Annotated in this window: 19 protein-coding genes; 6 read left to right on the top strand and 13 right to left on the bottom strand. The window is 68.2% G+C overall.

All coding sequences use genetic code 11. The features are described 5' to 3' along the window. The first annotated feature begins 678 nt into the window (after positions 1-678). Positions 679-4,251, top strand: a complete 3,573-nt coding sequence (locus DCN14_RS30330; RefSeq protein ID WP_096508256.1) for an indolepyruvate ferredoxin oxidoreductase family protein — start codon at positions 679-681, stop codon at positions 4,249-4,251. A gap of 90 nt (positions 4,252-4,341) precedes the next feature. Here the strand turns inward: DCN14_RS30330 and DCN14_RS30325 are convergent, their stop codons facing one another. Then, complete coding sequence (locus DCN14_RS30325; RefSeq protein WP_096508255.1) at positions 4,342-6,009, bottom strand: Na+/H+ antiporter; 1,668 nt, start codon at positions 6,007-6,009, stop codon at positions 4,342-4,344. Positions 6,010-6,300: 291 nt separating this feature from the next. Between DCN14_RS30325 and DCN14_RS30320 the strand changes: the two genes are divergently transcribed. Together DCN14_RS30320 and DCN14_RS30315 are read left to right on the top strand one after the other, a co-directional pair. Further along, positions 6,301-7,587, top strand: coding sequence for an EAL domain-containing protein (locus DCN14_RS30320; protein ID WP_096508254.1), 1,287 nt, complete (start codon positions 6,301-6,303; stop codon positions 7,585-7,587). Positions 7,588-7,663: 76 nt separating this feature from the next. After that, positions 7,664-8,389, top strand: coding sequence for a copper homeostasis protein CutC (locus tag DCN14_RS30315; RefSeq protein WP_096508253.1), 726 nt, complete (start codon positions 7,664-7,666; stop codon positions 8,387-8,389). 99 nt (positions 8,390-8,488) lie between these two features. Here DCN14_RS30315 and bioB read toward each other — a convergent pair whose 3' ends face one another. The 9 genes from bioB to aceK all read right to left on the bottom strand — a co-directional run bounded on the left by bioB (position 8,489) and on the right by aceK (position 18,682). Then, positions 8,489-9,508, bottom strand: a complete 1,020-nt coding sequence (bioB, locus tag DCN14_RS30310; protein WP_096508252.1) for a biotin synthase BioB — start codon at positions 9,506-9,508, stop codon at positions 8,489-8,491. Between the two features lie 37 nt (positions 9,509-9,545). Further along, positions 9,546-10,265, bottom strand: a complete 720-nt coding sequence (bioD, locus tag DCN14_RS30305) for a dethiobiotin synthase (RefSeq protein WP_096508251.1) — start codon at positions 10,263-10,265, stop codon at positions 9,546-9,548. Next, the gene (bioF, locus tag DCN14_RS30300; protein ID WP_096508250.1) at positions 10,262-11,473 is read right to left on the bottom strand and encodes an 8-amino-7-oxononanoate synthase; all 1,212 of its coding nucleotides are present in this window, start codon (positions 11,471-11,473) and stop codon (positions 10,262-10,264) included. The genes bioD and bioF overlap by 4 nt, the downstream gene beginning before the upstream one ends. Beyond that, positions 11,470-12,816: an adenosylmethionine--8-amino-7-oxononanoate transaminase gene (gene bioA, locus DCN14_RS30295; protein ID WP_096508249.1), complete on the bottom strand. Its 1,347-nt coding sequence runs from the start codon at positions 12,814-12,816 to the stop codon at positions 11,470-11,472. The genes bioF and bioA overlap by 4 nt, the downstream gene beginning before the upstream one ends. A gap of 538 nt (positions 12,817-13,354) precedes the next feature. Beyond that, positions 13,355-14,632, bottom strand: a complete 1,278-nt coding sequence (locus tag DCN14_RS30290) for a CocE/NonD family hydrolase (protein ID WP_096508248.1) — start codon at positions 14,630-14,632, stop codon at positions 13,355-13,357. A 107-nt stretch (positions 14,633-14,739) separates the two neighbouring features. Further along, entirely contained in the window at positions 14,740-15,177 is a 438-nt protein-coding gene (locus tag DCN14_RS30285) for a YchJ family protein (protein WP_096508247.1), read from the bottom strand. A 39-nt stretch (positions 15,178-15,216) separates the two neighbouring features. Next, positions 15,217-15,894: an SDR family oxidoreductase gene (locus DCN14_RS30280; RefSeq protein ID WP_096508246.1), complete on the bottom strand. Its 678-nt coding sequence runs from the start codon at positions 15,892-15,894 to the stop codon at positions 15,217-15,219. A 145-nt stretch (positions 15,895-16,039) separates the two neighbouring features. Then, the gene (can, locus tag DCN14_RS30275; protein WP_096508245.1) at positions 16,040-16,807 is read right to left on the bottom strand and encodes a carbonate dehydratase; all 768 of its coding nucleotides are present in this window, start codon (positions 16,805-16,807) and stop codon (positions 16,040-16,042) included. A gap of 57 nt (positions 16,808-16,864) precedes the next feature. Then, complete coding sequence (aceK, locus tag DCN14_RS30270) at positions 16,865-18,682, bottom strand: bifunctional isocitrate dehydrogenase kinase/phosphatase (protein ID WP_096508244.1); 1,818 nt, start codon at positions 18,680-18,682, stop codon at positions 16,865-16,867. Between the two features lie 315 nt (positions 18,683-18,997). On the opposite strand from aceK, the gene DCN14_RS30260 reads away from it, so the two are divergent. Genes DCN14_RS30260 through DCN14_RS30250 form a run of 3 tightly spaced genes read left to right on the top strand, consistent with a single transcriptional unit; the run spans position 18,998 to position 22,170 of the window. Further along, complete coding sequence (locus tag DCN14_RS30260) at positions 18,998-20,074, top strand: MBL fold metallo-hydrolase (protein WP_096508243.1); 1,077 nt, start codon at positions 18,998-19,000, stop codon at positions 20,072-20,074. A gap of 44 nt (positions 20,075-20,118) precedes the next feature. Beyond that, positions 20,119-21,903, top strand: coding sequence for a DUF6880 family protein (locus tag DCN14_RS30255; protein ID WP_096508242.1), 1,785 nt, complete (start codon positions 20,119-20,121; stop codon positions 21,901-21,903). Between the two features lie 30 nt (positions 21,904-21,933). Then, on the top strand, positions 21,934-22,170 hold the full coding sequence (locus tag DCN14_RS30250; RefSeq protein ID WP_172441948.1) for a DUF6429 family protein: 237 nt from the start codon (positions 21,934-21,936) through the stop codon (positions 22,168-22,170). A gap of 141 nt (positions 22,171-22,311) precedes the next feature. Here the strand turns inward: DCN14_RS30250 and DCN14_RS30245 are convergent, their stop codons facing one another. From DCN14_RS30245 to DCN14_RS30235, 3 genes are all read right to left on the bottom strand, one after another. Continuing rightward, a complete protein-coding gene (locus tag DCN14_RS30245) occupies positions 22,312-23,907 on the bottom strand; it encodes an ABC transporter substrate-binding protein (RefSeq protein WP_096508240.1) in 1,596 nt (531 codons plus the stop codon). A 621-nt stretch (positions 23,908-24,528) separates the two neighbouring features. After that, positions 24,529-25,302, bottom strand: coding sequence for an SDR family oxidoreductase (locus tag DCN14_RS30240; protein ID WP_096508239.1), 774 nt, complete (start codon positions 25,300-25,302; stop codon positions 24,529-24,531). A gap of 19 nt (positions 25,303-25,321) precedes the next feature. Then, complete coding sequence (locus tag DCN14_RS30235; protein ID WP_096508238.1) at positions 25,322-25,963, bottom strand: thiol:disulfide interchange protein DsbA/DsbL; 642 nt, start codon at positions 25,961-25,963, stop codon at positions 25,322-25,324. Positions 25,964-26,017: the final 54 nt, after the last annotated feature.

Raw genomic sequence — 26,017 nt, 5'->3', positions numbered from 1 at the left:
GGCGATGTCGAGTCCGGGCGGCATACGCATGGTGGACAAGGAGCACTGCCGGTACGAGTCCGAACGGCGAGAACGACCGTCGTATCGACGAAACGGGGATGAATCCGTGTGGATATCTCTCGCCGGCATTCAGTCGTCGCGCTGTGAATTTCAGTGGTGAGCCTCGGCCCCCGAGCGAGCGCGGGTACCGATTGCGGTGTGGAAATCCCGGCCCGACGCCAGTCGAAACCCTGTGCAACCGAAAGGTGAGGGTGCGCATCCGATTGCCCGGGTAGTCCGCGGATGTGGACATCCCGCATCTCCGGCCAGTCGGAACGCTGTGCATTTCATCGGTGAGCGCGCTTGCCGTCCGTCGCTCAAACCCTTGCCGCACGGGGCGCCAGCGCCGGCCACCCAGTCGCCCGGCGCGCCGCCCGCCCGCTGCGCATCCTCGCCGTTTCAAGGCCATTCATCCGCGCGCCCCGGCACGTCATCAACCGCCCGCCAATACCCCGCGCGAAAACTTTCTCAAATCCGGCCTGAAACCTGCGCAGTTTTTCTCGCTATCTCCACACCCGAGCAAGATGAGAAAAAACTTTCTCGCCTCTCCGCGAAAAAATAGAGCCATCCAGCTGCCTCCGGCCGGCGTCGCCCGACGCCCCCGCGCAGCCCAGAACAGCACAATCCGGAGACATCCCCATGACCGCTCGCCTGCCCGTCGACGGCACGCCCGCACTATCCGACTACCGTCTGACCGACAACCTGACCGCCACGCGCGGCCGGATCTTCCTGACCGGCACGCAGGCGCTGGTTCGCCTGCTGCTGATGCAGCGCGCGTCCGACACCGCACAAGGGCTGAACACGGCCGGCTTCGTCAGCGGCTATCGCGGCTCGCCGCTCGGGATGGTCGACCAGCAGCTGTGGAAGGCGAAGAAACTGCTCGACGGCAGCGGCGTGCGCTTCCTGCCCGCGATCAACGAGGAACTCGGCGGCACCGCCGTACTCGGCACGCAGCGTGTCGAGGCCGATCCGGAGCGCACCGTCGATGGCGTATATGCGATGTGGTACGGCAAGGGCCCCGGCGTCGACCGCGCGGGCGATGCGCTCAAGCACGGCAACGCATACGGTTCGTCGCCGCACGGCGGCGTGCTGGTGGTGGCGGGCGACGACCACGGCTGCGTGTCGTCGTCGATGCCGCACCAGAGCGACTTCGCGATGATGGCGTGGCACATGCCGGTCGTGAACCCGGCGAACATCGCCGACATGCTCGAATTCGGCCTGTACGGCTGGGCGCTGTCGCGCTACTCGGGCGCATGGGTCGGCTTCAAGGCGATCTCGGAGACCGTCGAGTCGGGCTCGACCGTCGATCTCGACGCGCTGCAGACGCACTGGCCGGCACCCGCGGGCTTCACGCCGCCGCCGGGCGGCCTGCACAACCGCTGGCCGGACCTGCCGAGCCTCACGATCGAGGCGCGCCTCGCCGCGAAGCTCGACGCGGTGCGCCATTTCGCGCGCACCCACAGCATCGACAAGTGGATCGCGCCGGGCGCGCAGGCGAACGTCGGCATCGTCACCTGCGGCAAGGCGCACCTCGACCTGATGGAGGCGCTGCGCCGCCTGGATCTGACGGTCGCCGATCTCGACGCGGCCGGCGTGCGGATCTACAAGGTCGGCCTGTCGTATCCGCTCGAGATGACGCGCATCGAGACCTTCGTCGACGGGCTCGCCGAGGTGCTGGTGATCGAGGAGAAGGGCCCCGTCATCGAGCAGCAGATCAAGGACTACCTGTACAACCGTGCGGACGGCGCGCGCCCGCGCGTGCTCGGCAAGCACGACGCGGCCGGCGCGTGCCTGCTGTCCGAACTCGGCGAACTGCGCCCGTCGCGGATCCTGCCGGTGTTCGCCGACTGGCTCGCGCGCCACAAGCCGGCGCTCGATCGCCGCGAGCGCGTGGTCGATCTCGTCGCGCCGCAGATCCTGTCGAACGAAGCCGACGCGGTGAAGCGCACGCCGTACTTCTGCTCGGGCTGCCCGCACAACACGTCGACGAAGGTGCCGGAAGGCTCGATCGCGCAGGCCGGCATCGGCTGCCACTTCATGGCGTCGTGGATGGAGCGCGACACGACCGGCCTGATCCAGATGGGCGGCGAGGGCGTCGACTGGGCCGCGCACGCGATGTTCACCCACACGAAGCACGTGTTCCAGAACCTCGGCGACGGCACCTACTTCCACTCGGGCATTCTCGCGATCCGCCAGGCGGTCGCCGCGAAAGCGAACATCACGTACAAGATCCTCTACAACGACGCGGTCGCGATGACGGGCGGCCAGCCGGTCGACGGCAGCATCTCGGTGCCGCAGATCGCGCGGCAGGTCGAGGCGGAAGGCGTGTCGCGCTTCGTCGTGGTGTCCGACGAACCGCAGAAGTACGACGGCCATCACGGGCTGTTCCCCGCCGGCACGACGTTCCATTACCGCGGCGAGCTCGACACGGTGCAGCGCGCGCTGCGCGAAACGCCGGGCGTCACCGTGCTGATCTACGACCAGACTTGTGCGGCCGAGAAGCGGCGCCGCCGCAAGAAAGGCGAATTCCCCGACCCGGACAAGCGCCTGTTCATCAACGACGCCGTGTGCGAAGGCTGCGGCGACTGCGGCGTGCAGTCGAACTGCCTGTCGGTCGAGCCGCTCGAGACGCCGCTCGGCCGCAAGCGCCGCATCGACCAGTCGTCGTGCAACAAGGACTACTCGTGCGTGAACGGCTTCTGCCCGAGCTTCGTGACGGTCGAAGGCGCGGCGCTGAAGAAGGCCGCGGGCGCGGCATTCGACGAGGCGGCGCTCGCCGTGCGCGTCGACGCGCTGCCGGTGCCTGCGACGCATCTCGACGCGGCGCCGTACGACATGCTCGTGACGGGCGTGGGCGGCACGGGGGTCGTGACGGTCGGCGCGCTGATCAGCATGGCCGCGCACCTCGAAGGCAAGAGCGCGTCGGTGCTCGACTTCATGGGCTTCGCGCAGAAGGGCGGCTCGGTGCTGTCGTTCGTGCGGATCGCGTCGAGCGACCGGTGGCTGAACCAGGTGCGAATCGACACGCAGCAGGCCGACGTGCTGCTCGCGTGCGACATGGTCGTCGGCGCGAGCGCCGAGGCGCTGCAGACGGTGCGCCACCAGCGTTCGCGGATCGTCGTCAATACGCACCGGATTCCGAACGCATCGTTCGTGCAGAACCCCGACGCGAACCTGCATGCGGACGCCCTGCTCGAAAAGATGCATCACGCGGCCGGCGACGGCTACCTGTCGAGCTGCGATGCGCAGGCGCTCGCCGCGAAATTCCTCGGCGACCCGATCGGCGCGAACATCCTGATGCTCGGCTACGCATGGCAGCTCGGCCTCGTGCCGGTGTCGCTCGCCGCGATGATGCGCGCGATCGAGCTGAACAACGTCGCGGTGCCGATGAACAAGCTCGCGTTCTCGATCGGCCGGATGGCGGCCGGCGACGCGGCAGGCCTCGACGCCTTGTGGAATGCGCGTCACGCGGTGGCCGCGCAGGCCGCACCGCAGACGCTTGCCGAGCTGATCGCCGATCGCGAGGCGCGGCTCGATGCCTACGGCGGCGCGCGTTACGTCGAACGCTACCGTGCGCTCGTGAACGCGGCGCGCGTGAAAGGCGACGATGCGCTGACGCGTGCGGTCGCGACGACGTTCTACCGGCTGCTCGCGGTGAAGGACGAATATGAAGTCGCGCGGCTGTACACGGACGACGCGTTCCGCATGGCGCTCGAAGCGCAGTTCGAAGGCGTGCCGGGGCAGGACTATCGCGTGAAGTTCAACCTCGCACCGCCGACCGTCGCGAAGGCGGGCAGCGACGGCAGCGTGCCGAAGAAACGCGTGTTCGGCCAGTGGATGTGGCCGGTGCTCGGCACGCTCGCGCGCGTGCGCAGCCTGCGCGGCACGTGGCTCGATCCGTTCGGCCGCACGGTCGAGCGCAGGATGGAGCGTGCGCTCGCGGACGACTACGAGACGACGCTCGCGCGCGCGCTCGCCGTGACGAATGCCGGCAATGCGTCGCAGGTCGCGCAACTGGCCGACCTGCACGCCCGCGTGCGCGGCTTCGGTCACGTGAAGGTGCGCAATCTCGCCGGCGTGAAGCGTGCGGAGCGCGAACTCGCGCTGCAGCTCGGCATCGACGCGGCGACCAGCGCGGCCGTGCAGCACGCCGTCGACGAGATGAAGGGCGCGGGGATGCTGAAGGGGATTCCGGTCGTCGTCGCGAAGTAACGCGAACGCGCGGCGGATGTGAAAACGGCGACGCTCGCGCGTCGCCGTTTTTTTACGGCCGGCCGGGCAGCGGCCCCGCGTGCGCCGTGCTCAGACGATGCCTTTCTTGCGCGTCGACAGCGCCGTCTCCGACAGGTCGATCTCGCGGATCAGCTTCGTCAGCGTCTCGTCCGAAATCTTGCTTTCGCTGCGCAGCCGGTACAGCACCGAACGTTCCGCGCGCACGGCCGCGATCCGCATCTGGAGTTCCATCGTTTCGGCCTGCTTCGCTTCCGCGCGCGGCGTGGGGCCGTCCTCGGCGAGTGCGGCGAGGCGGCGGCGGTACTGGTCCATCACGCGTGCGGAGATGTCGGCGCAGCGGGCGGCACCCGATTCGTCGAGATCGGCCGAGATCGCGTCGTGCGACGCATCGATCGCGCGGATCGCGGCCTGCGCGGACGCCGCGCGGGCGGTGCGTTCTTCGTCGGCGAGCGGGTTGCGCGTCGAGCGCACGCCGCGCAGCAGCAGCGGCAGGCCGATCACCGCGACGATCAGCGAACCGAGGATCACGGCCGACGCGACGAAGATCGCGGTGTCGCGCCCGGGCAGCGGCGCGCCGTCGGACAGCGCGACGGGTATCGACAGCACGCCCGCGAGCGTGACCGCGCCGCGCACGCCGCCGACCGTCATCACCGCGATCGTGCGGATGCCGGCCATCGTGCCGGCGAGGCCCTGGCGTGCCGCGCGGCGGCTCGCGATCCAGCGCAGCAGCCACACCCACGTGAAGCGGATCGCATACAGCGCGAGCATCATCGCGCACACGTTGAAGATCATCCGGCCGACGAGCGCGTCGCTCGTGTGGTGCGCATCGACCAGCGCGCGGCCGATGATGTGCGGCAACTGCAGCCCCAGCATGATGAACACCATGCCGTTGAACACGAACTCGATCATCGCCCACGTACTTTCGGCACGCACGCGCGACGCGACCGTGCTTTTACGCGAGAAGCTCGTGTAGTTCATCATCATCCCGGCCGACACGGCCGCGAGCACGCCCGACAGGTCGAGGTGCTCGGCGAACAGATAGGCGGCGAACGGCACGAGCAGCGTCATCACGATGCCCGGGGCCGGATCGCCTTCCTGCTCGGCGTTCAGGAAGCGCGTCGACAGCGCGCTGAACACCCACGACACGACCGCCCCCGTCGCGAGCCCGCCGGCCGCGACGATCACGAACGTGACCGACGCTTCGCGCAGCGAGAACATGCCGGTGAGCGCGGCCGCGATCGCGAACTTCAGCGCGACGAGGCCGGACGCGTCGTTCATCAGCGCCTCGCCTTCGAGGATGTGCATCAGCTGCGGCGGGATGCGGCCCTTGCCGGCGATGCCCGACAGCGCGACCGCATCGGTCGGCGACAGCACGGCCGCGAGCGCGAACGCGATCGGCAGCGGCAACTCGGGTATCAGCCAGTGCGCGAAGTACCCCACTGCGAGTACCGTCATGAACACGAGCCCGAACGCGAGCATCAGGATCGCGCGGCGCTGCAGGTACAGCTCGCGCTTCGGAATCCGCCAGCCGTCCGCGAACAGCAGCGGCGGGATGAACAGCAGCATGAAGATTTCGGGGTCGAACGTGACGTGCAGGTTGAGCTTCGGCCACGCGAGCATCGCGCCGAACGCGATCTGCATCAGCGGCAGCGGCAGCCGCAACGGCAGCAGGCGCGTGATTGCACCGGACAGCGCGACGGTGAGCAACAAAATCAGGACGGTGAAGACGATTTCCATCGATACGGCAAGTGTGGAGAATGAAACGATCGTACGGAGTGTAGCGTGACAGCGTGACGGATGCGCTCGAGTGCGCCGGTGCGTACGCACGGAAATGGTGCATCGCGCGTACGCCACGATGGTGCGACGGGGCTGCGCGCGAGCGCGGCGCACGCGTTCACGGCTTGCACGGAGCTTGCTTGATGCTTGTCTGCCGTCCGGCACGGGCCGGGCAACCGAGGGTTACACCATGACATTGCGCGCGCCGTTTCGAACGCTTGCCGCATTCGACTGCATCACGAGGAGGAAGGTATGACGATCGAGCAACAGGAGCGTCCGGCCGCCGCGTCGCCGTACCGTTTCGAGCGGGAGATGAGCTCCGGCTTCGAGCGTCTGGCGACGCAGTATCGCGACCTGACGCTCACGACCGTGTTCCAGCCGATCTTCAGCCTGTCGCACCAGCGCGCGGTGGGCTACGAGGCGCTGTTGCGCGCCCATGACGGGCTCGACCGCGCGGTGTCGCCGCTCGACGTGTTCGGCGAGGCCGCGCGCCGGGGCGAGCTGCTGCAGCTCGACCGGCTCGCGCAGGCGCTGCATCTCGAGAACTTCGGGCTGCTCGGCGCCGAGCGCGAGTGGCTGTTCCTCAACGTGCATCCGGAGGTGCTGACCGATCCGTTCCAGGCCGCCGCGCTGCTCGCGAACCTGAAGCGCCTCGGCATGCCGCCGCGCCGCGTGGTGCTCGAAGTGCTCGAACAGCGCGCGGACGACGTCGAGCGGCTTGCCGACGCCGTGCGCGAATTCCGCGCGCAGGGCTTCCTGATCGCGCTCGACGATTTCGGCGCCGGTCACTCGAACCTCGAGCGGATCTGGCAACTGAATCCGGACATCGTGAAGCTCGACCGGATCATGCTGTCCCACGCGGCGCACCGCACCGGGCTCACCGCGATCCTGCACGGGCTCGTCACGCTGCTGCACGAGGCCGGCAAGCTCGTGCTCGTCGAAGGGATCGAGACCGAGCACGACGCGCAGATCGCGCTGTCGTGCGAGGCCGATTTCGTGCAGGGCTACTATTTCGGCCGCCCGGCGCCCGGGCTGCCCGACAGCGCGGCAGCGACCGGCTGCATCGGCGAGCTGACCGAGCGCTTCCGTCTGCAGACCGAAGCGCGCGAGCGGCGCGACGCGCAGCGGCTCGCACCGTACCTGCGCGCATTCGAGCGCGCGGCCGAGCGGCTGGCGGCCGGCGAGCCGCTCGACGAAGTGTGCTGGAACTTCCTCGCGCTCGACGATGCCGCCCGCTGCTTCCTGCTCGACGCGCGGGGCCGCCAGTCGGGCCGCAACGTCGTGCTGCGCGCGGATCGTGCGCTTGCCGAGGCGCGCTTCTCGCCGCTTGCGGATGCGCAGGGTGCGAACTGGCTGCGCCGGCCGTATTTCCGCACGGCGATCGCCGAGCCGGGGCGCGTGCAGGTGACGCGCCCGTACCTGTCGATCAACGAGGCGCAGCCGTGCGTGACGCTGTCGGCGGCCTTGCGCATCGGCGATGCGCAGCACGTGCTGTGCGGCGATATCGACTGGGGCGACGAGGAGGCCGACGGCGCATAGCGCGGGCGTCGTGCTGGCGCCGTTCACGCCGCTCGGCTAGGATGCGCGAATTGTCCTGACGATTCGCGAGCCGACCATGAACCGAACCGCCGCTTCCTCCGTGCTCCTCGAAGTGATCGCCACGACCGTCGGCGATGCGAAGGCCGCCGCCCGCGCGGGCGCCGACCGGCTCGAGCTCGTCACCGCGATCAGCGAAGGCGGGCTCACGCCGAGCATCGGCCTGATCGAGGCCGTCGTGGCCGCCGTGCCGATTCCCGTCAACGTGATCGTGCGCCCGCACAGCCGCTCGTTCGTCTACGACGCCGACGATCTGCGCGTGATCGAGCGCGACGTGCGCGCGGCCGTTGCGGCCGGCGCGAACGGTGTCGTGTTCGGTGCGCTCGATGCGCGCGGCGACGTCGATCTCGACGCGCTTGCGCGCATCGCGGCCGCCGCGAACGGGCGCGACCTGACGTTCCATCGCGCGTTCGACGTGTCGCGAGATCTGAATGCCGCGTTCGACGCGCTGCTGCGCGTGCCGGCCGTCACGTCGGTGCTGACCTCCGGCGGCCATCCGTCGGTGCTCGACGCGGCCGCGACGATCACGCGCCTGGTACGGCAGGCCGCCGGCTCGACGTGCACGGTACTGGCCGGCTCGGGGCTCACGGTCGACGCGGTCGGCGATTTCGTGCTGGCCACCGGCGTACGCGCGGTGCATTTCGGCTCGGGCGTGCGGCCGCGCGGCGAGGTGCTGGCGCCCGTGGACGAACAGCTGGTCGGGCGCGTGCGGGCGGCACTCGACGGCGCGGCGGCGCACGTGTGACGCGCAGCGCAACCCGGTCCAGACGGCCGGACGAAAAAAAGCCGGGGCATGCCCCGGCTTTTTCGTCTGCACGCCAAACACAATACGCAATACAAGCGCTTACGCGTTCTCCGCCAGCGCGTCCGCCTGGCTCGCGCGGATGCCGAGGCGTTCGAACAGCGCGCGGTCGCGCTGCGTCTGCGGGTTGCTCGTGGTCAGCAGCTGGTCGCCGTAGAACATCGAGTTCGCGCCCGCGAGGAAGCACATCGCCTGCATCGCGTCGTCGAGCTGCTCGCGGCCGGCCGACAGGCGCACGACGGCCTTCGGCATCGTGATGCGCGCAACCGCGATCGTGCGCACGAACTCGAACGGGTCGAGCGGCGCGGTGCCTTCGAGCGGCGTGCCTTCGATCGCGACGAGGTTGTTGATCGGCACCGATTCCGGGTACGGGTTCAGGTTTGCGAGCTGCGAGATCAGGCCCGCGCGTTCGCGACGCGATTCGCCCATGCCGATGATGCCGCCGCAGCACACGTTGATGCCCGCGTCACGCACGCGGTCGAGCGTGTCGAGGCGATCCTGGTACGTACGCGTCGAGATCACCTGGCCGTAGAACTCCGGCGACGTGTCGAGGTTGTGGTTGTAGTAGTCGAGGCCGGCGTTCGCGAGCTGCTGCGCCTGCTCGTCCTCGAGCATGCCGAGCGTCATGCAGGTCTCGAGCCCGAGCTCCTTCACGCCGCGCACCATCTCGGTCAGCGCCGGCATGTGACGCTCCTTCGGGTTACGCCATGCCGCACCCATGCAGAAGCGGCTCGCGCCGTTCGCCTTGGCCGCACGCGCGGCGTCGAGCACCGTATCGACGTCCATCAGCTTCTCGGCCTTCAGGCCCGTGTCGTGATGCGACGACTGCGAGCAGTAGCCGCAGTCTTCCTCGCAGCCGCCCGTCTTGATCGACAGCAGCGTCGACAGCTGCACCGCGTTCGCGTCGAAGTGCTCGCGGTGCACCTGCTGCGCGCGGAACATCAGGTCGTTGAACGGCAGCGCGAACAGCGCGACGACGTCGGCGACGCGCCAGCGCTGTGGCGCCGGTGCGGCCACGGGGATCGCGTCGGGTTGCACGGCGGCGGTCTGGGCTTGAGTCATGGTGGTTTTCCTGTCGTGGATTCGGGGATGGGGGGCGTCAATGCCGCGCGGTGCGCAGCGTATCGACGAGCGCGGCGATGTCGAGCATCGCCGCGGCGGATTCGGGGGCGGCCGGGCGCATGTGCGCGATGCGGCCCAGCAGCGGCGCGCGGTGCTCGCGCGCGAGCCAGTCGCGGATCGTCGCGACGTTCTCGTCGGCGTACGACATGGCCGGATCGACGTGGTTCGCGACCCAGCCCGCGAGCGTGAGGCCGCGCTGGCGAATCGCGTCGGCGGTCAGCAGCGCGTGGCTGATGCAGCCGAGCCGCACGCCGACGACGAGCACGACGGGCAGGCCGAGCGCGACCGCGAGATCGGCCGTGTCCTGCGTATCGTTGAGCGGCACGCGGAAGCCGCCGACGCCTTCGACGACGACGACGTCCGCGCGCGTCAGCGCTTCGCGGTGGCTCGCGACGATCGTGTCGATGTCGAGCGTCACGCCTTCCTGCGCGGCGACGATGTGCGGGGCCGCGGGCGCCTTCAGCAGGAACGGCGTGCGCAGCTCGGGCGGCAGCACGACGTTCGCGGCCGCATCGAGCTGGTCCGCGTCCTCGTTGCGCCACACGCCGTCGCGTTCATACGCGCCGGCCGCGACGGGCTTCAGCGCGGCCGCGCGCAGCCCGTGGCGCGCGAAGCCGTGCAGCATCGCGGCCGATACGAAGGTCTTGCCGATCTCGGTGTCGGTGCCGGTGACGAACAGGGACAGGGGGGCGTTCATGCTGCCTGCCCGCTGGCTTCGGTGAGCGCGGTTGCGAGCCGCGCGAGATCGTCGAACGAATGCGCGGCCGACAGCGAGATGCGCAGCCGCGACGTGCCGGCCGGCACCGTCGGCGGCCGGATCGCGGGCACCCACAGGCCGTGCGCGTCGAGCGAGCGCATCGCGGCGAGCGTCGCGTCGTTGCTGCCGATCACGAGCGGCTGCACGGCGGTGTGCGAATCGACCGGCTGCCAGCGCGTCGTGCGCAGCAGCGCGCGCGTGCGCTCGATCAGCGCGGCCAGATGCGTGCGCCGTGCGTCGCCTTCGTCGCCGCCGATCACCTTCAGGCTCGCCGATACCGCATGCGCGACGGCCGGCGGCGCGGCCGTCGTGAAGATATAGCTGCGCGCGCGCTGGATCATCCATTCGATCACGGTTTCGTGCGCGATGACGAACGCGCCCGCGACGCCGGCGGCTTTGCCGAGCGTGCCGACGTACACGAGGTTCGGCGAGCGCAGCGCGGCGGCTGCGAGCGCGCCGCGCCCCTGCGGGCCGAGCACGCCGAAGCCGTGCGCGTCGTCGACGACGAGCCATGCGCCGTGGCGCTCCGCCAGCGCGACGAGTTCGGCGAGCGGCGCGATGTCGCCGTCCATGCTGAACACGGTATCGCTGACGATCAGTTTCGTTTCCGCATCGGACGCTTCGAGCAGCGCGGCGAGCGCGGCCGTGTCCGCATGCGGGTAGACCTGCACGTTCGCACGCGACAGCCGGATCCCGTCGATCAGCGACGCGTGGTTCAGCGCGTCGGAGAAGATCGTCGCGTGCTTGGCCGTCAGCGCGGTCATCGCGGCGAGGTTCGCCATGTAGCCGGTGCTGAAGTACAGCGCGCGCGGCGCATCGGAGAAGCCGCCCGCGAAGCCGGCGAGCTCGTCCTCGAGCGTCGCGTGCGCGCGCGAATGGCCGCCGAGCAGATGCGAGCCGCCGCTGCCGGAGCCGTAGCGCTGCGCGCCTTCGGCGAACGCGGCGACGAGCGCCGGATGCGCGGCGAGGCCAAGGTAGTCGTTGCTCGCGAAGCCGACGATGTCGCGGCCGTCGACGCGCATGTGCGCGTCGCACGCGGTGTCGGCGGTGCGGCGCACGCGGCGCAGCCCTTGCGCGTCGAGCTCGGCGAGGCCGCGCTGCAGCGTGTCGAGCAGCGGCGTGGTCGTTTCAGGCGCCGATCGTTTCATCGCCCCGCCTCCGCGAGCGTCGCGTCGAGCGTATCGCGCGTGCGTTGCGCGAGCCACGCGATGTCGTCGTCGCTCATCACGTACGGCGGCATCAGGTACACGGTCGTGCCGATCGGGCGCAGCAGCAGTTCGCGTTCGAGCGCCCGTTCGAAGAAGCGCCGCGAGAAGCCGCGTGCCGCATCGCCGTCGAGCGCGACGTCGAACGCGAACAGCGTGCCGCGTTCGCGCAGGTGGCGCACCTGCGGGTGCGCGTCGAGCGGCGCGAGTGCGGCGCGCAGCGCCGCCGATTTGCGCGTGTTGGCCGCGAGCACGTCGTCGCGGGCGAACAGGTTGAGCGTTGCGACCGCCGCGCGGCACGCGAGCGGGTTGCCGGTGTACGAATGCGAGTGCAGGAAGCCGCGCGTGGTGTCGTCGTCGTAGAACGCCGCGAACACGTCGTCGCGCGTGAGCACGAGCGACAGCGGCAGATAACCGCCGCTGATGCCTTTCGACAGGCACAGGAAATCGGGCCAGACGCCGGCCTGCTCGCACGCGAAGAAGGTGCCGGAGCGGCCGCAGCCGACCGCGATCTCGTCGGCGATCAGGTGCACGCCGAATTCGTCGCACAGCGCGCGCAGCCCGCGCACGTACGACGGATCGTGCATCGCCATGCCGGCCGCGCACTGCACGAGCGGCTCGACGATCAGCGCGGCGATCCGGTCGGCGCGTTCGGCGAACAGGCGCCGCACGTCGTCGAGCGCGCGGCCCGCGACGTCGGCGGCCGTCTCGCCCGGCAGCGCGCCGCGCGCGTCGGGCGACGCGACCACGTGCGCATGGCGGATCAGCGGGTCGTACGCATCCTTGAACAGCGCGACGTCGGTCACGCCGAGCGCGCCGATGGTCTCGCCGTGATAGCTGTTCGCGACGCACACGAATTCGCGCTTGTCCGCGCGGCCGCGGTTGCGCCACGCGTGGAAGCTCATCTTCAGCGCGATCTCGACGGCCGACGCGCCGTCCGACGCGAAGAACGCATGCCCGAGCGTGCGCGCGGTGAGCGCGTGCAGCCGCTCGGCGAGCTCGATCGCCGGCTCGTGCGTGCAGCCCGCGAGCATCGCGTGCTCGAGCGTGTCGAGCTGGTCCTTCAGCGCCGCGTTGATGTCCGGGTTCGCATGGCCGAACAGGTTCACCCACCACGAGCTGATCGCGTCGAAGTAGCGGCGCCCGTCGCGGTCGTATAGCCATACGCCCGCGCCGCGCGCGACGGGAATGAGCGGCAGGCGCTCGTGGTGCTTCATCTGGGTACAGGGATGCCAGACCGCGCGCAGGCTGCGCGCGACCCAGTCGTCGGTGGCTGGCGTACTCAAGGCTACTCCGGGGGGTAAAACGGCGGCGGGTATCGAACGCGATACCGCGCGGCGACGGACGAAAACGCGCTGAGATTAGCGTGTTCCGCCGCCCGTTGCACTACCGGTTACAAACGCCGCAAAGCCTTGCCGGGCGGGAGTTAGGCGCAGATCGGGGGCGCTCGGAACGGTACGCGCCAGATGTCCCGAAATGACCGCAGATGACGACGTTCGAGTGACACCTCCCGACAGAAAAAAATCGTGGAGCAGGCGGGCGGCCGACGGTGAAAAATCGGGGCGGGAAGGGAAAAGGGGGAGCGAAGCAGGGTGGTTGCGTGTTGCGATGGACGCGCGGCGTGCTGAATCAGGCGCCGCAGCCGTTCGGGAAAGGCGCTGAGGCTGGCCCGTGCAAGTCGCCGCAGGAGGCTCGCGGGCGGTTCACCTGACACCGGGCGCGCGCGAACGTCGTCGCGAGTTGAAAACGGGCGTTCGCGAAACGGAGAAGGGGGGATGCGGAAAAGGCGCGCGCCTGGAGGCCGTCGCGCGTCCCGTATCCGTATCAGCGCGAAGCCAGCGCGCGCGTATCGGCGTCGTGCTGCGGATTGCCGTCGCCGTTGTCGGCCGTCTGCGTCGCGTTCGCGTTCCACACGACACGCTCGTTGACCGCATACAGCCGGCATGCACCCGCACCCTGTTTCGTGCAGTTGTCGAGCGCGAGCGCCATCGGGTCGTCGCCGCCTTCGGCCCACGACCAGGCGCCTTCTGCCGACACCGCGAACGCGCGGCTCGGATGCTGGCTCAGGAAGTGGCGATAGCCTTCGCGGCCGGCTTCGTCGAGGAACGGCACCGCGTCGACGGCATCGATCGACGCGTAGCCGGTCGCATTCGGTTCGTGCGGGTTGGCGACCGCGTAGCGCACCGACGTCGGCAGGTTCAGTTCGGCAAGGAACGCATGCACGGCCGGCCACCACACGGGCACGCCGTCGCGATCGACGATCAGCCGGTGCGCATCGTCCTTGTAGCGGCCGTAATCGATGAATTGCGCCTGCGTGCCGTGCGACACGTACGCGTCGTGCATCTGCGCGACGAGCGCCGGCGTCCACACCGAATCGTTGTCGCCGTACAGCCACAGCGAACGCACGGCCGTATGCGCGCCGTACTGGTCGAACGCGTCGACCAGATTGCGCTGCCAGCCGTCGCAGAGATCCTGGCGCAGCCCGCCGGAGAAATTGATGATGCCGCGCACGCCGGGCGCCGCCTCGGTGCCGTACGCGACCGACACGAGGCCGCCGTGCGACGTGCCCGCGACGACGATGCGCGACGGGTCGATGTACGACTGGCGAGACATGTAGCGGATCGTCGTGGCGACGTCGGCGGCCTGGGCGAGGCCGTTCTTCTCGACGTTGCAGCCTTCCTGCTGATACGTGCCGCCCGAACCGGCGAAGCCCTGGCGGTTCGGCGCGATGACCGCGTAGCCGCGGCGCACGAATTCGCGCGCGAACGCGACCGGACGGCTGCGCGGCTGCAGATGCAGATCGCCGGTGTTCTTGCCGTGGTTGAAGACGACGAGCGGGAACGGGCCGGGGCCGTTCGGCTTGAACAGCGTGGCCTCGAGCATGACGGAGCCCGACGCATCGGCCGGAATGCTGATGATCTGTTCGTTGAGGTTCGCGGCGACCTGCGGGAGACCCGAATCGCCGTAGTCGAAACGCTCGGCATGGGCGAGCGATCCGTTTGCCGCGGATGCGTCGGCATTTGCGTTCGGCAGCGTACCGGCCTGAGCGGCCGACAGCGCACAGGCCGCCATCCATCCCACCAATACTTTGCTGAACGCCATTCGTAAGCCCTGCCATGCAACATGACCAATCTGACGGCCATCGTAGCCCGACAAATTCGGGTTGTGCAATGCGGGAATTACCCGGCGTCTGACACAGCAACTATTTGTCAGCGTTCACTTACTTCGCCGTCGACATAGCGCCAGAAACCCTGCTCGTCGCGCTCGAAACGGCTGGTTTCATGAAGCCGGTATGCGCGTCCGCCGACCTTGTAGCGGGCCACGAATTCGACCTCCGCGTGCCGTTCGTCGAGCGGCGCATGACGCTTGACGGCGAGGCCGAGCCAGCGCGGTGCGTCGGGCGCATCGGGGTCGGCATCGAGATCGGCCGGGCAGGTGCGCGCGGCCCAGGTCGCGCGCAGGTAGCCGGTCGCGCCGAGCACGTACGCGCTGTACCGCGAGCGCATCAATTCGAGCGCGGTGGGTGCGGCTTCGCCGCCGTCGATGAAGCGGCCGCAGCAGGCCGCATAGCGCGGGGCCGGCGCTTTGCCGGCGGGCGCGGGGGACGCGCCGCCGCACGGGCACGCGTCAGGTCGGTTCGAAGTCATGCGAATCGTGAATTAACGACGCCGGGTTGTGAATCCGGCTTACCAGCTCAGCTCGACGCCGTCGTACTGGAAGAATCGGCCGTTGGCCTGCGAGATGTCCGCGCCGGCTTCGGCGATCACGCGGCGCATGCCGGTCACGCTCGTTTCCGGATCGATCGCGGCCTGCGAGCCGCCCATGTCGGTGCGCACCCAGCCCGGATGCAGCGAGATGCACGCGGCGTGGCGCGTCTGCAGCGACGCGATGCGGAGCACGTCGTTCAGCGCGGCCTTGCTCGCGCGATACAGCCAGCCGGTCGTGCCGGTCGCCTCGGCGATGCTGCCCATCCGGCTCGACATGACGGCCAGCACGCCGCGCGCGTCCTCGACGAGCGGCAGCAGGATCGGCAGCAACTGCATCGGCCCGCGCACGTTCGTATGCATGACCGCGTCGAAATCCTCGGCGACGATCGTTTCGACGCCTTCGGTGCGCGGCCCGTAGACGCCGGACACGACCACCGCCGCGTCGAGCCGTTCGCCGTCGAGCTTCCAGCCGAGCGCCGCGATCTGCTCGGGCTGCGCGATGTCGAGCGCATGCGCGTGCGCGCCGAGCTCGCGCAGCGCGGCGAGCGACGCGTCGTCGCGCGCGGTGGCGATCACGTTCCAGCCGTCGCGCCGGTATTGCCGGACGAATTCGCGCCCCAGGCCGCGCGACGCGCCGACGATCAGTACGGTTTTCATGTTCGCCGCTCCTTTTCGTTGCACCGCCGAGGCGGCGGTGCCGGTGTCAGATCAGTTCGTGCCCGCGGGGATCGCCACGCCGGGGCATGCGGCGTCGACTGCCGGAAGCGGGCGGCGCATCGCGCCGCACCGGCGTCCGCGCCGGTTACTTCGCGTCGTCGCACGGCTTCAGCGTATCGGCGACCGCCTGCGCGACGCCGTCGAGCCGTGCCGCGTCCGCGGCGACCATGTCGTTGTCGGGCGCATGCTGGCCGCGCGCGGTGAGCGCCGCGACGCAGCGCCGGTAGGTCGCGTCGAGCGCGTCGAAGCGCGACACGGCCATCCCGAGGTTGCGCATGCGCCCGTCGTGTACGCCGTACACGAGCCCGTGCACGGTGAGCGACTGGCCGCGCGCCCACGCGTCGTTGACGATCGTCGTGCGGCACACGTTGACCACCTGCTCGATCGAATTCAGTTCGATCAGGCGGCGATAGCGCGCTTCGCCGACCGGCCATTCGTCGAGCAGCGCCGCGTGACGCTCGCGCACGTCCTGCACGTGGTGCAGCCAGTTGTCGGCGAGGCCGACGCGCCGGTTGTGCAGCGCTGCGTTCACGCCCGAGCAGCCGTAGTGGCCGACGACCATGATGTGCTTCACGCGCAGGATGTCGACCGCGAACTGGATCACCGACAGGCAGTTCAGGTCGCTGTGCACGACGACGTTCGCGATGTTACGGTGAACGAACACTTCGCCCGGCGGCAGGCCGATGATCTGGTTCGCGGGCACGCGCGAATCCGAGCAGCCGATCCACAGATATTCCGGCGCTTGCTGGTCGGCCAGACGCGCGAAGAAATCCGGATCGTCGGCGAGCTGGCGCTTGACCCAGGCGTCGTTGTTGTCGAACAGGTGAGAAAGCGGATTGTCTTGGATATTCATCGGTGTGGATTCCGTTGGCGGAAATCGGGGCGATAACGGGTTCGAGGTGCTCGGGCGTCAGGCGGCGCGCTGCGCGTCGCCTTCGCCGTCACGGGCGTCCGTCGCGTCGAAGCGCGCGGGATAGCGCACACGAAAGCGTATCGATACGTCGTACGGGTAAAAATCGGGCAACTCGCCCTGCAGCAGCTTGTCCTTGCTCGCCTGCCACAGCGCGGGTTCGAAAAAGTCCGCGTGATGCTTCATGAACACCGAGCGCACGCGCGGGTCGCCGAGCAGGAACGGTCCGTAGGTTTCCGGAAAGATGTCGTGCGGGCCGACGGTATACCACGGTTCGCCGGACAGTTCGTCTTCTTCGTTGCGCGGCGGCGGCACGCGCCGCACGTTGCAGTCGGTCAGGTATTCGATTTCGTCGTAGTCGTAGAACACGACGCGGCCGTGGCGCGTGACGCCGAAATTCTTGTACAGCATGTCGCCGGGGAAGATGTTGGCCTTCATCAATTCCTTCACCGCGTTGCCGTACTCCTTCACGCCGTGCTCGATGTCCTCGTCGGTGCCGTTCTGCAGGAACAGGTTCAGCGGCGTCATCCGGCGCTCGATGTACAGGTGCCTGATCACGAGGTTGCCGTCCTCGTATTCGAGCAGCGACGGCACTTCCTTCTCCAGTTCGCGCACGAGCGCATGGTCGAGCCGCGCGATCGGCAGCGCGACGCTCGAATATTCGAGCGTGTCGGCCATCCGTCCGAGGCGGTCGTGGCGCTTCACGAGCTGGTACTTCTCCATGATCTGCGCGCGCGTCGTTTCCTTCGGCGGCGGGAAGTGATCCTTGATGATCTTGAACACGTACGGGAACGACGGCAGCGTGAACACGAGCATCACGAGGCCCTTGATCCCGGGCGCGATGATGAAGCGGTCGCTCGAGTGCGACAGATGGTGCAGCAGGTCGCGGTAGAACAGGTTCTTGCCCTGCTTCTGCAGCCCGACCGACGTGTAGATCTCGGCCTTCGGCTTGCCCGGCATGATCGTGCAGAGGAAATCCACGTACGCGGACGGCACGCCCATGTCGACGAGGAAATACGAGTGCGAGAAGCTGAAGACGATTTGCAGCTGGTCGCGGCGCAGCAGCACGGAGTCGAGCGCGAGCACGCCCGGCCGCACGTGCCGGATCGGCACCGCGAACGGCAGCACGCGATCGGCGTTGATGATGCGGCCGACGATGTACGCGCTCTTGTTGCGGAAGAACAGCGACGACAGCACGTGGATCTGGAAATTCGGCGCTGCTTCGAACTGGCCGAATTCGTCGGTGATCGCCTGCATCACGCAGCCGATGTCGCGCGCGAGATCCTCGAACGGCGGCTCCAGCTGGAAGTTCGTGACGATGCGCTCGAGCGTGGCCGCGAGCCCGTCGGTGGCCGGGTAGTACGCGCGGTAGGTCGGCTTCGCGGCCGGCTCGTCGTTCTCGAGATATTCGGTCGAGATCGCGGGCCGAACGAAGATGAAATCGTTGCTGAAATACGAGCGGTGCAGGATCTTGCAGCACACCGAATTGAAGAACGTTTCCGCGCATTCGGGCTGCCGGTGCGACGTGAGCAGGCCGATGTAGTGCAGCTTGATCTGCTGCCAGACCTCGTCGTCGATGTCTTCCGCGTCGTATTCATCCTGCAGCACCTCGACGCATTCCTTCACGCGATCGTCGTACGACGTGATCCGCTCGCGCGCCAGCCGCTGCAGCCCGTGCCAGTCGGTGCGCTCGTATAGCGTCTTCGCTTCGACGGCAGCCTCCCGGAAGATCCGGTAGTGGCGGTCGAAGTATTCGAGCATCGTCTGGGCGACGTCGAAACCGATCTGCGACGACAGCAGCTTGGGGAAGTGATTCATTGCGTGCAGGCTCGTTCAAGAGGGGCTGTAAGCAGTCGCCATTTTAGCGCCCAAGTCGGCGATTCAATGACTTTCGCGGTGCGGCACCGAGCGTCGTCAATGTGCAGGTTATTCGCCGTTGAGTGCCGTTCGGTGCATCTTCGCGTAAAGATACGGGTACGGAACCGATTCTGGCACGAACTTTTTTCGACCGGCGAGCGCGTGCCGGGCACGCGTTTCGCACGACGGCGATAGAATCGACGCGATGCCCGCGGCGGCGCTTTCGCATCCGCATCGGCAACCGTACCGCAACGATAACGACGAGACGCCCCACCGATGAACGCACTGGAACACCAACTCGACTATCCCTTCGCCGACACGCTGCCCGCCGCGGGCGACACGTTCGAGGTCGCGCCCGGCGTGCGCTGGCTGCGCATGCCGCTGCCGTTCTCGCTCGACCACATCAATCTCTGGCTGCTGCGCGACGAGATCGACGGGCAGGCCGGCTGGACGGTCGTCGACTGCGGGATCTCGTCGGACGCGATCCGCACGCACTGGGAACAGATCTTCGACCGGCATCTCGACGGGCTGCCGGTGCTGCGCGTGCTGGTCACGCACTGCCACCCCGATCACTTCGGTCTCGCGAACTGGCTGTGCGAGGGCGGCGACAAGGGCCGCTGGAACGTGCGGCTGTGGATGACGCTCGGCGAATACATGTTCGGCTGCCTGATGGCGGCCGGCAACGGCTCGAACGCGGGCGGCGCGGCCGCGGCCGATCACTTCGCGCGTCACGGGCTGACCGATCCCGTCGCGCTCGACAAGCTGCGCAGCCGCCGCAGCTACTACGCGGATCTCGTGCCGGCCGTGCCGCCGCGCTACCGGCGCCTGCGCGAAGGCGATACGGTGAAGATCGGCGCACGCACGTGGCGCGTCGTCACCGGCTACGGCCATTCGCCTGAGCACTGCGCGCTCCACAGCGAAGCGGACGGCGTGCTGATCTCCGGCGACATGGTGCTGCCGCGTATTTCGACGAACGTGTCCGTGTTCGATCTCGAACCGGAAGCGAACCCGCTCGCGCTGTATCTGGAATCGCTCGGCCGCTACGAGACGATGGCGCCCGACACGCTCGTGCTGCCGTCGCACGGCAAGCCGTTCCGCGGCGTGCGCACGCGCATCGCGCAACTGCGCGCCCACCACGACGCGCGGCTCGACGAAGTGCGTGTCGCGTGCGCGGAGAAGCCGGCGAGCGCGGCCGACATCGTGCCGATCATGTTCCGCCGCCGCGAGCTCGACATCCACCAGATGACGTTCGCGCTCGGCGAGGCGCTCGCCCACCTGAACCTGCTGTGGCTCGCGGGCGAACTCGTGCGCGAGCACGGCGAAGACGGCGTGATTCGCTACGCGCGGGCCTGACTTCCCCGGTCGCCGTTGTTTCCTCCCCGATTGCCATACGATCCATGCCACGCAATGTCAGTCTCTCCGACCTCATCACGCTCCCGGCGATCCGGACACTGGCCGACGCGAAATCCTTCGAGCGCGGCCGAACCTACCATCGCGACGGCGCGGTTTCGCGATTGATCGAGCGCGATGGCGAGCTGTCGGCGACCGTGCGTGGTACGTATCGCTATTGCGTCGAATTCGCGGTCGGCAACGACGATACGCTGCACTACGCTTGCAATTGCCCGGTCGGCGACGACGGCGCGTTCTGCAAGCATGCGGTGGCGGTCGCGCTGTCATGGCTGGAGAACAGAGGCGACGAGGTTTTCCACGACGATGAACGCGAGCCGGTGCGGCCGCGGCGCAAGCGCAAGACGCACGCGGAATTGATTCGAGACCATCTGGAGACGCTCGACGAGCAGGCGCTGCGCCGCTGGCTGCTCGACGCGGCCGAGCGCGACCGATCGTTGCGCGACAGGCTGCTGTTCGACGCACGTGCGGCGCAGGCCGGCGACGTCGCGAGCCTGCGCGCCGCCGTCCGGCAAATGGCCCGCGTGTCGCGGCCGCTCGCCTGGGACGAGGCGCACGTGTTTGGAGAGCGGCTGTTCGAGCTTGCAGACATGCTGCGGCGACAGTTGGCCGGTCCTCATGCGATGCAGGTCGTCGAACTGGCCGAACTCGCGATTGCCGATGCGGAAGCGAGCCTCGAACAGATCGACGACTCGGACGGTAGCGTTGCACCCGGAATCGGCGAACTGGCGGCTCTGCACCTCGATGCATGCATTCAGACACGGCCGGATCCGATGAAGCTGGCGGACCGACTGTTTCGCCTGCAGGCCGCCGGCCAGTGGGATACGTTCCGTGATGTACTGCCGGCCTACACGGAGGTGCTGGGCGACGCGGGATTGGGCCGCTATCGGGAACGCGTCGAGGAAAATTGGGCCGTGCTGCCCGCGCGGCCGCTGAACAAGCGCGACGAGTACGCGCATGACGTGGTGCGCCACAATCTCGAGCATGCGATGGAGACGCTCGCGAAACACGACGGCGACGTCGACGCGCTGATACGCATCTGGTCGACGGACCTGTCGGCGTCGTACCGGTATGCGCAGATCGCGGAGCTGTGCGCTGAGCACAAGCGTTTCGACGAAGGGCTGGCATGGGCCGAACGCGGAATGCGCGAGATGAAGGACCGGCACGACGATCGGCTGATGGGCTTCTGCATCAACGAGCATTTGCGGCGGCGCGCGTTCGATCGGGCGGACGCGCTCGCGTGGGAGCGCTTCGCGGGCCATCCAACGGCCGACGCATTCCGTGTATTGAGGAAGGTCGCGAAGCGGACGGGGCGAGACGCTACCGTGAAGGCGCGCGCGATCTCCCATCTGCAGTCTCTTGCCCGCGAGCGCGAAGCGGCGGGGCGGCCCGGCACCGGTGCGCGGCGCTGGGAGCCGCCGCCGCGCACCGAGCTGGTGAAGCTCTTGCTCGCGGAGCAGGACGCCGCCGCCGCGTGGGACGCGTTTCAGGGCGGCCCGGTCGACACCCTCGTGTGGCCGACGGTGGCCGCTGCGCGGGCGAGGACGCATCCCGAGGAGGCGATCGCGCTGTATCACCGGTATCTGCCGTTCGCGCTCGACCATGGCGCGCGCAGTGCGCGATACGACGAGGCGTTCGGCGTCGTGCGTGAAATCCGCTCGCTGCGGGCTGCGCATCGTCAGCAGGCGGCATTCGACGTGGAGCTCGACGCCATTCGCAAGACCTATCGTGCGAAGCGCAATTTCATCAAGCTGCTCGAGAAGCTCGACGCGTGATCCGGCTGACAAGGAGAGGACGGCATGGAAATGAATGTCGATCTGCAGGCAGTCGACGACGCCGTGCTCGCGCTCTTGCATCTGACGCTACATGACGGCAATCGCGCGTGGAAAAGCTTTGATTGGGATGCGCTGAATCGGTTGCACGAGCGCGGTCTGATCGGCGACCCGGTCAACAAGACGAAATCCGTCATCCTGACGGATGAAGGCTTGCGGGAATCGGAGCGGCTCTTCAGGCGGCAATTCGTCGATTCGGGCGGCGCGTGAACGGAGGCGCGATCGTAAGCGCCAATCACGCGACGGGTTCGTCATGCCACCCGTCGCGCTGCCATTGCGAAACGTGATGCAACGCGGCGCACGGGCTGCAAGCGACGGGCGAACGCGCCGTCGCTTGCGCGCCACGCGCGGTTACTGCACGGAGACCGTCGTGAAGTTCTGACGGCCGAACGGGCTGACGTGATAGCCGCTCACGTTCGGGCGCGTGAGCGCCGCCGCGGTCGGGTAGCCGAGCGGAATCCACAGGGCCTGGTCGTGGATGATCTTCTGCGCCGTTTCGTACAGCTTCGCGCGCTTCGCCTGATCGGCGGTCGACTTGCCGTCGGTGATCAGCTTGTCGAGCTGCGCGTCGCAGAAGCGCGCGAAGTTGATGCCCGATTTCACCGCATTGCAGCTGAACAGCGGCGACAGATAGTTGTCCGGATCGCCGTTGTCGCCGGCCCAGCCCATGAACAGCATGTCATGCTGGCCGAGCTTCGCCTGCTTGATCAGTTCGCCCCATTCGATCACCTTTACTTCGGCCTTCACGCCGATCTTCGCGAGGTCGGCCTGCAGCAGTTCCGCGCCGGCCTTCGGGTTCGGGTTCAGCACGCTGCCGGTCGGGCGCGTCCAGATCGTCGTCGAGAAGCCGTTCGGGAAGCCGGCCTGCGCGAGCAGCTGCTTTGCCTTCGCGGGATCGTACGAATACGGCGCGATGTCCTTCGCGTAGCTCCACGTGTTCGGCGGATACGGGTTGTTCGCGGGCGTCGCCGTGTTGTCGAACACGACCTTCAGGTAGGTCGAGCGATCGAATGCGAGGTTCAGCGCTTCGCGCACCTTCTCGTTGTCGAGCGGCTTCTTCTGCGTGTTCAGCGCGACGAACGCGGTCATGAACGCGGGCGTCTGCACGACCTTCAGCGCGCTTTCGCCCTTCGCGGCGAGCACGTCCTGCGGCTTCGGCGACAGCGCGATCTGGCATTCGCCGGCCTTCACCTTCTGCATGCGCACCGACGCGTCGGGCGTGATCGCGTAGATCAGCCGGTCGACCTTCGGCTTCGTGCCCCAGTAGGTCGGGTTCACGTCGTAACGGATCAGCGCGTCCTTCGTGTAGCTCTTCAGCACGAACGGGCCCGTGCCGATCGGTTTCGCGTTCAGGTCGGCCTGCTTGCCGGCCTTCAGCAACTGGTCCGCGTATTCGGACGAGTAGATCGACGCGAAGCCCATCGTCAGGATCGGCACGAACGTCGCGTTCGGCTCGTTCAGCACGAACTTCACCGTGTTGTCGTCGACCTTCGTGACCGACTTCACGAGCTTCACGAGGCCCATCGACTGCGCGTGCGGGAAGCCGCTCGCGCCGGCGACCTTGTGCCACGGGTTCGAATCGTCGAGCATCCGCGTGAACGTGAACACGACGTCGTCCGCGTTCAGCGGGCGGCCCGGCTTGAAGTAGTCGGTGGTCTGGAAGGCGACGTTCGGGCGCAGGTGGAACGTGTACGTCAGGCCGTCGGCGCTGGCGTCCCATTTGTCGGCGAGCGCGGGCACGACCTTCTTCGCGGCTTCGTCGTACGACACGAGCGTGTTGAAGATCACGTCGGCCGATGCGTTGGTCGTGACGAGCGAGTTGTACTGCACGACGTCGAAGCCGTCCGGGCTCGATTCCGTGCAGACGGTGAGCGGCTTCGCGGCGGCGAGGCCGGGAGTGGCGAGGGCGGCGGCGACCGCGGCCGCGGCGAACAGCTTGACGTGCATAGGATCTCCCACGTGGCTTGTGTTTTTTGCTGGGTGACGGGATGCGGGCGCGGCCAGGAAGCGGGCGGGGCCGGCGCGGCTGGCGAATAGCATACCGTCAAAGCGCGCGACGCGTGGAAAAAGGCGCCTGAACGCGGCGAATTGACCGAGAAACGGCTGCGTTCGCGGCGGAATGCGTGCTGGGGCGGCGGGATGAAGGCGGATGCGGGTGCGGCGGAGCGGTGAGCGCCGGCTGATCGGCCAACGCGGTGGGTGTTAGCGGCGACGAGCGGGATCAATGCGGGGGCGGCGAAATCGTCGGGATCGCCGCATCACCGAGCGACGGCGGATCGGCCAGTGCGGCGGGCGTCAGTGGCGACGAGCGGGAGCGATGCGGGGCGGTGAAATCGCCGGGGTCGCCGCATCACCGAGCGACGGCGGATCGGCCAGTGCGGCGGGCGTCAGTGGCGACGAGCAGGATCGATGCGGAGCGGAGAAATCGCCACGGTCGCCACATCATCGAGCGACGATTGCGTGCGGCTGGAAGGCGGCAGCGCGCCGCTTCGGCACGGCACGACGGCGCGGACGAATCCGGCCTGGTGCCGACAATGGCGCACCGGGTGTTCGGCGCGCCCGTTGCGCTCAGTGTGCGCCGGCCTTCGGCTTGCGCGGTGCCTTCTCGAACAGGCGGTCGTAGAGCCAGCGCGGCAGCACGTGCAGCACCTTCGCGACGACGCCCATCTGCCACGGAATCACGCGAAACGCGTGCTGCCGTGCGATCGCACGCGCGGCGCGCGCGGCGAAGCGGTCGGCGTCCATCAGGAACGGCATCCGGTACGGGTTGTGCGCAGTCATCGGCGTGCGGATGTAGCCGGGCGCGATCGTCACGACGCCGACGCCGGCCGGGCGCAGCTCGACGCGCAGCGCCTCGAGATACTTGATCGCGGCCGATTTCGACGCGCTGTACGCGCCGGAGCCGGGCAGGCCGCGCACGCCGGCGACGCTCGCGACGCCGACCAGCGTGCCGTGCCGCGCGGCCGTCATCGGGCCGACGAACGGCTCGAACGTCGCGACCATGCCGTAGTAGTTGATGTCCATCACGTCGCGGAACGCGGCGAGATCGCCCTGGCCCGTGACGGCGCCCTGGCTGATGCCCGCGTTCGCGATCACGACGTCGGGGCAGCCGTGCGCGGCGCTGAACGACGCGGCGGCCGTGGCGAGCGCATCGGCGTCGCGCACGTCGGCGCAATAGACGGAGATGGACAGCTTCGGGAAGCGCCGCGCGAATGCATCGAGTGCATCGGTGCGGCGCGCGACGAGGGCGAGTGTGGCGCCCTGGCGGGCGTACTCCTCGGCCATCGCGAGGCCGAGGCCGCTCGACGCGCCGGTGATGAAGACCTTCAGCGGAGTAGTCATGCCGGCGCGCGGGCGGGGATCAGAGCTTCTTGTCCTGAACCTGCTTCACGAGATAGTCGAGCACTTGTGCGGTGCCCGGGATGCTGTTCGTGTAAGCCGGGCCCGTCTTGTACTTGCCCTGGACGATAACCGTCGGCACGCCGTCGATCGCGTAGTTCTTCAGCAACTCGGCCGATTGCTTCACCTCGCCCTGCACGCTGAACGAGTTGTAGGCATCCATGAACTGCTTCTTGTCGACGCCTTGCGTCGCCAGGAAGTCGGCCTGCGCCTGCGGCGTCAGCAGGTAGTTCTTCTGCTTGTGGATCGCGTTGAAGATCGCCGGCGTGACCTTCTCCGAGATGCCGAGCGCCGACACCGCGTAGTACAGCTTCGAGTGCGGGATGAAATCGTCGCGGAATGCCACCGGCACGCGCTTGAAGTCGATGTTGTTGCCCTGCTTCTTCACCCAGGCCTCGATCGTCGGCTCGAATTCGTAGCAGTGCGGGCAGCCGTACCAGAAGAACTCGATCACCTCGACCTTGCCGGCCGGCGCGGACACCGGCTGCGGCGACTTCATCACCTCGAAGTCCTTGCCGGCGGCGGGGGCGGCGGGCGAAGCCTGGGCGAAGCCGGCGGCAGCCAGGCCCAGGGACAGAAGAAGCGTGCTAAGCAGTTTTTTCATGTTGTGAACGTCGAATCAGTTGCTCGGGTTACGGAACGTAACGGGTTCTGCGCG

Origin of the sequence: Burkholderia sp. IDO3 (assembly GCF_003366075.1) — a bacterium.
In the GTDB taxonomy this organism is placed as follows: Bacteria; Pseudomonadota; Gammaproteobacteria; order Burkholderiales; family Burkholderiaceae; genus Burkholderia; species Burkholderia anthina.
This window is presented reverse-complemented; position numbering and strand designations above follow the sequence as displayed.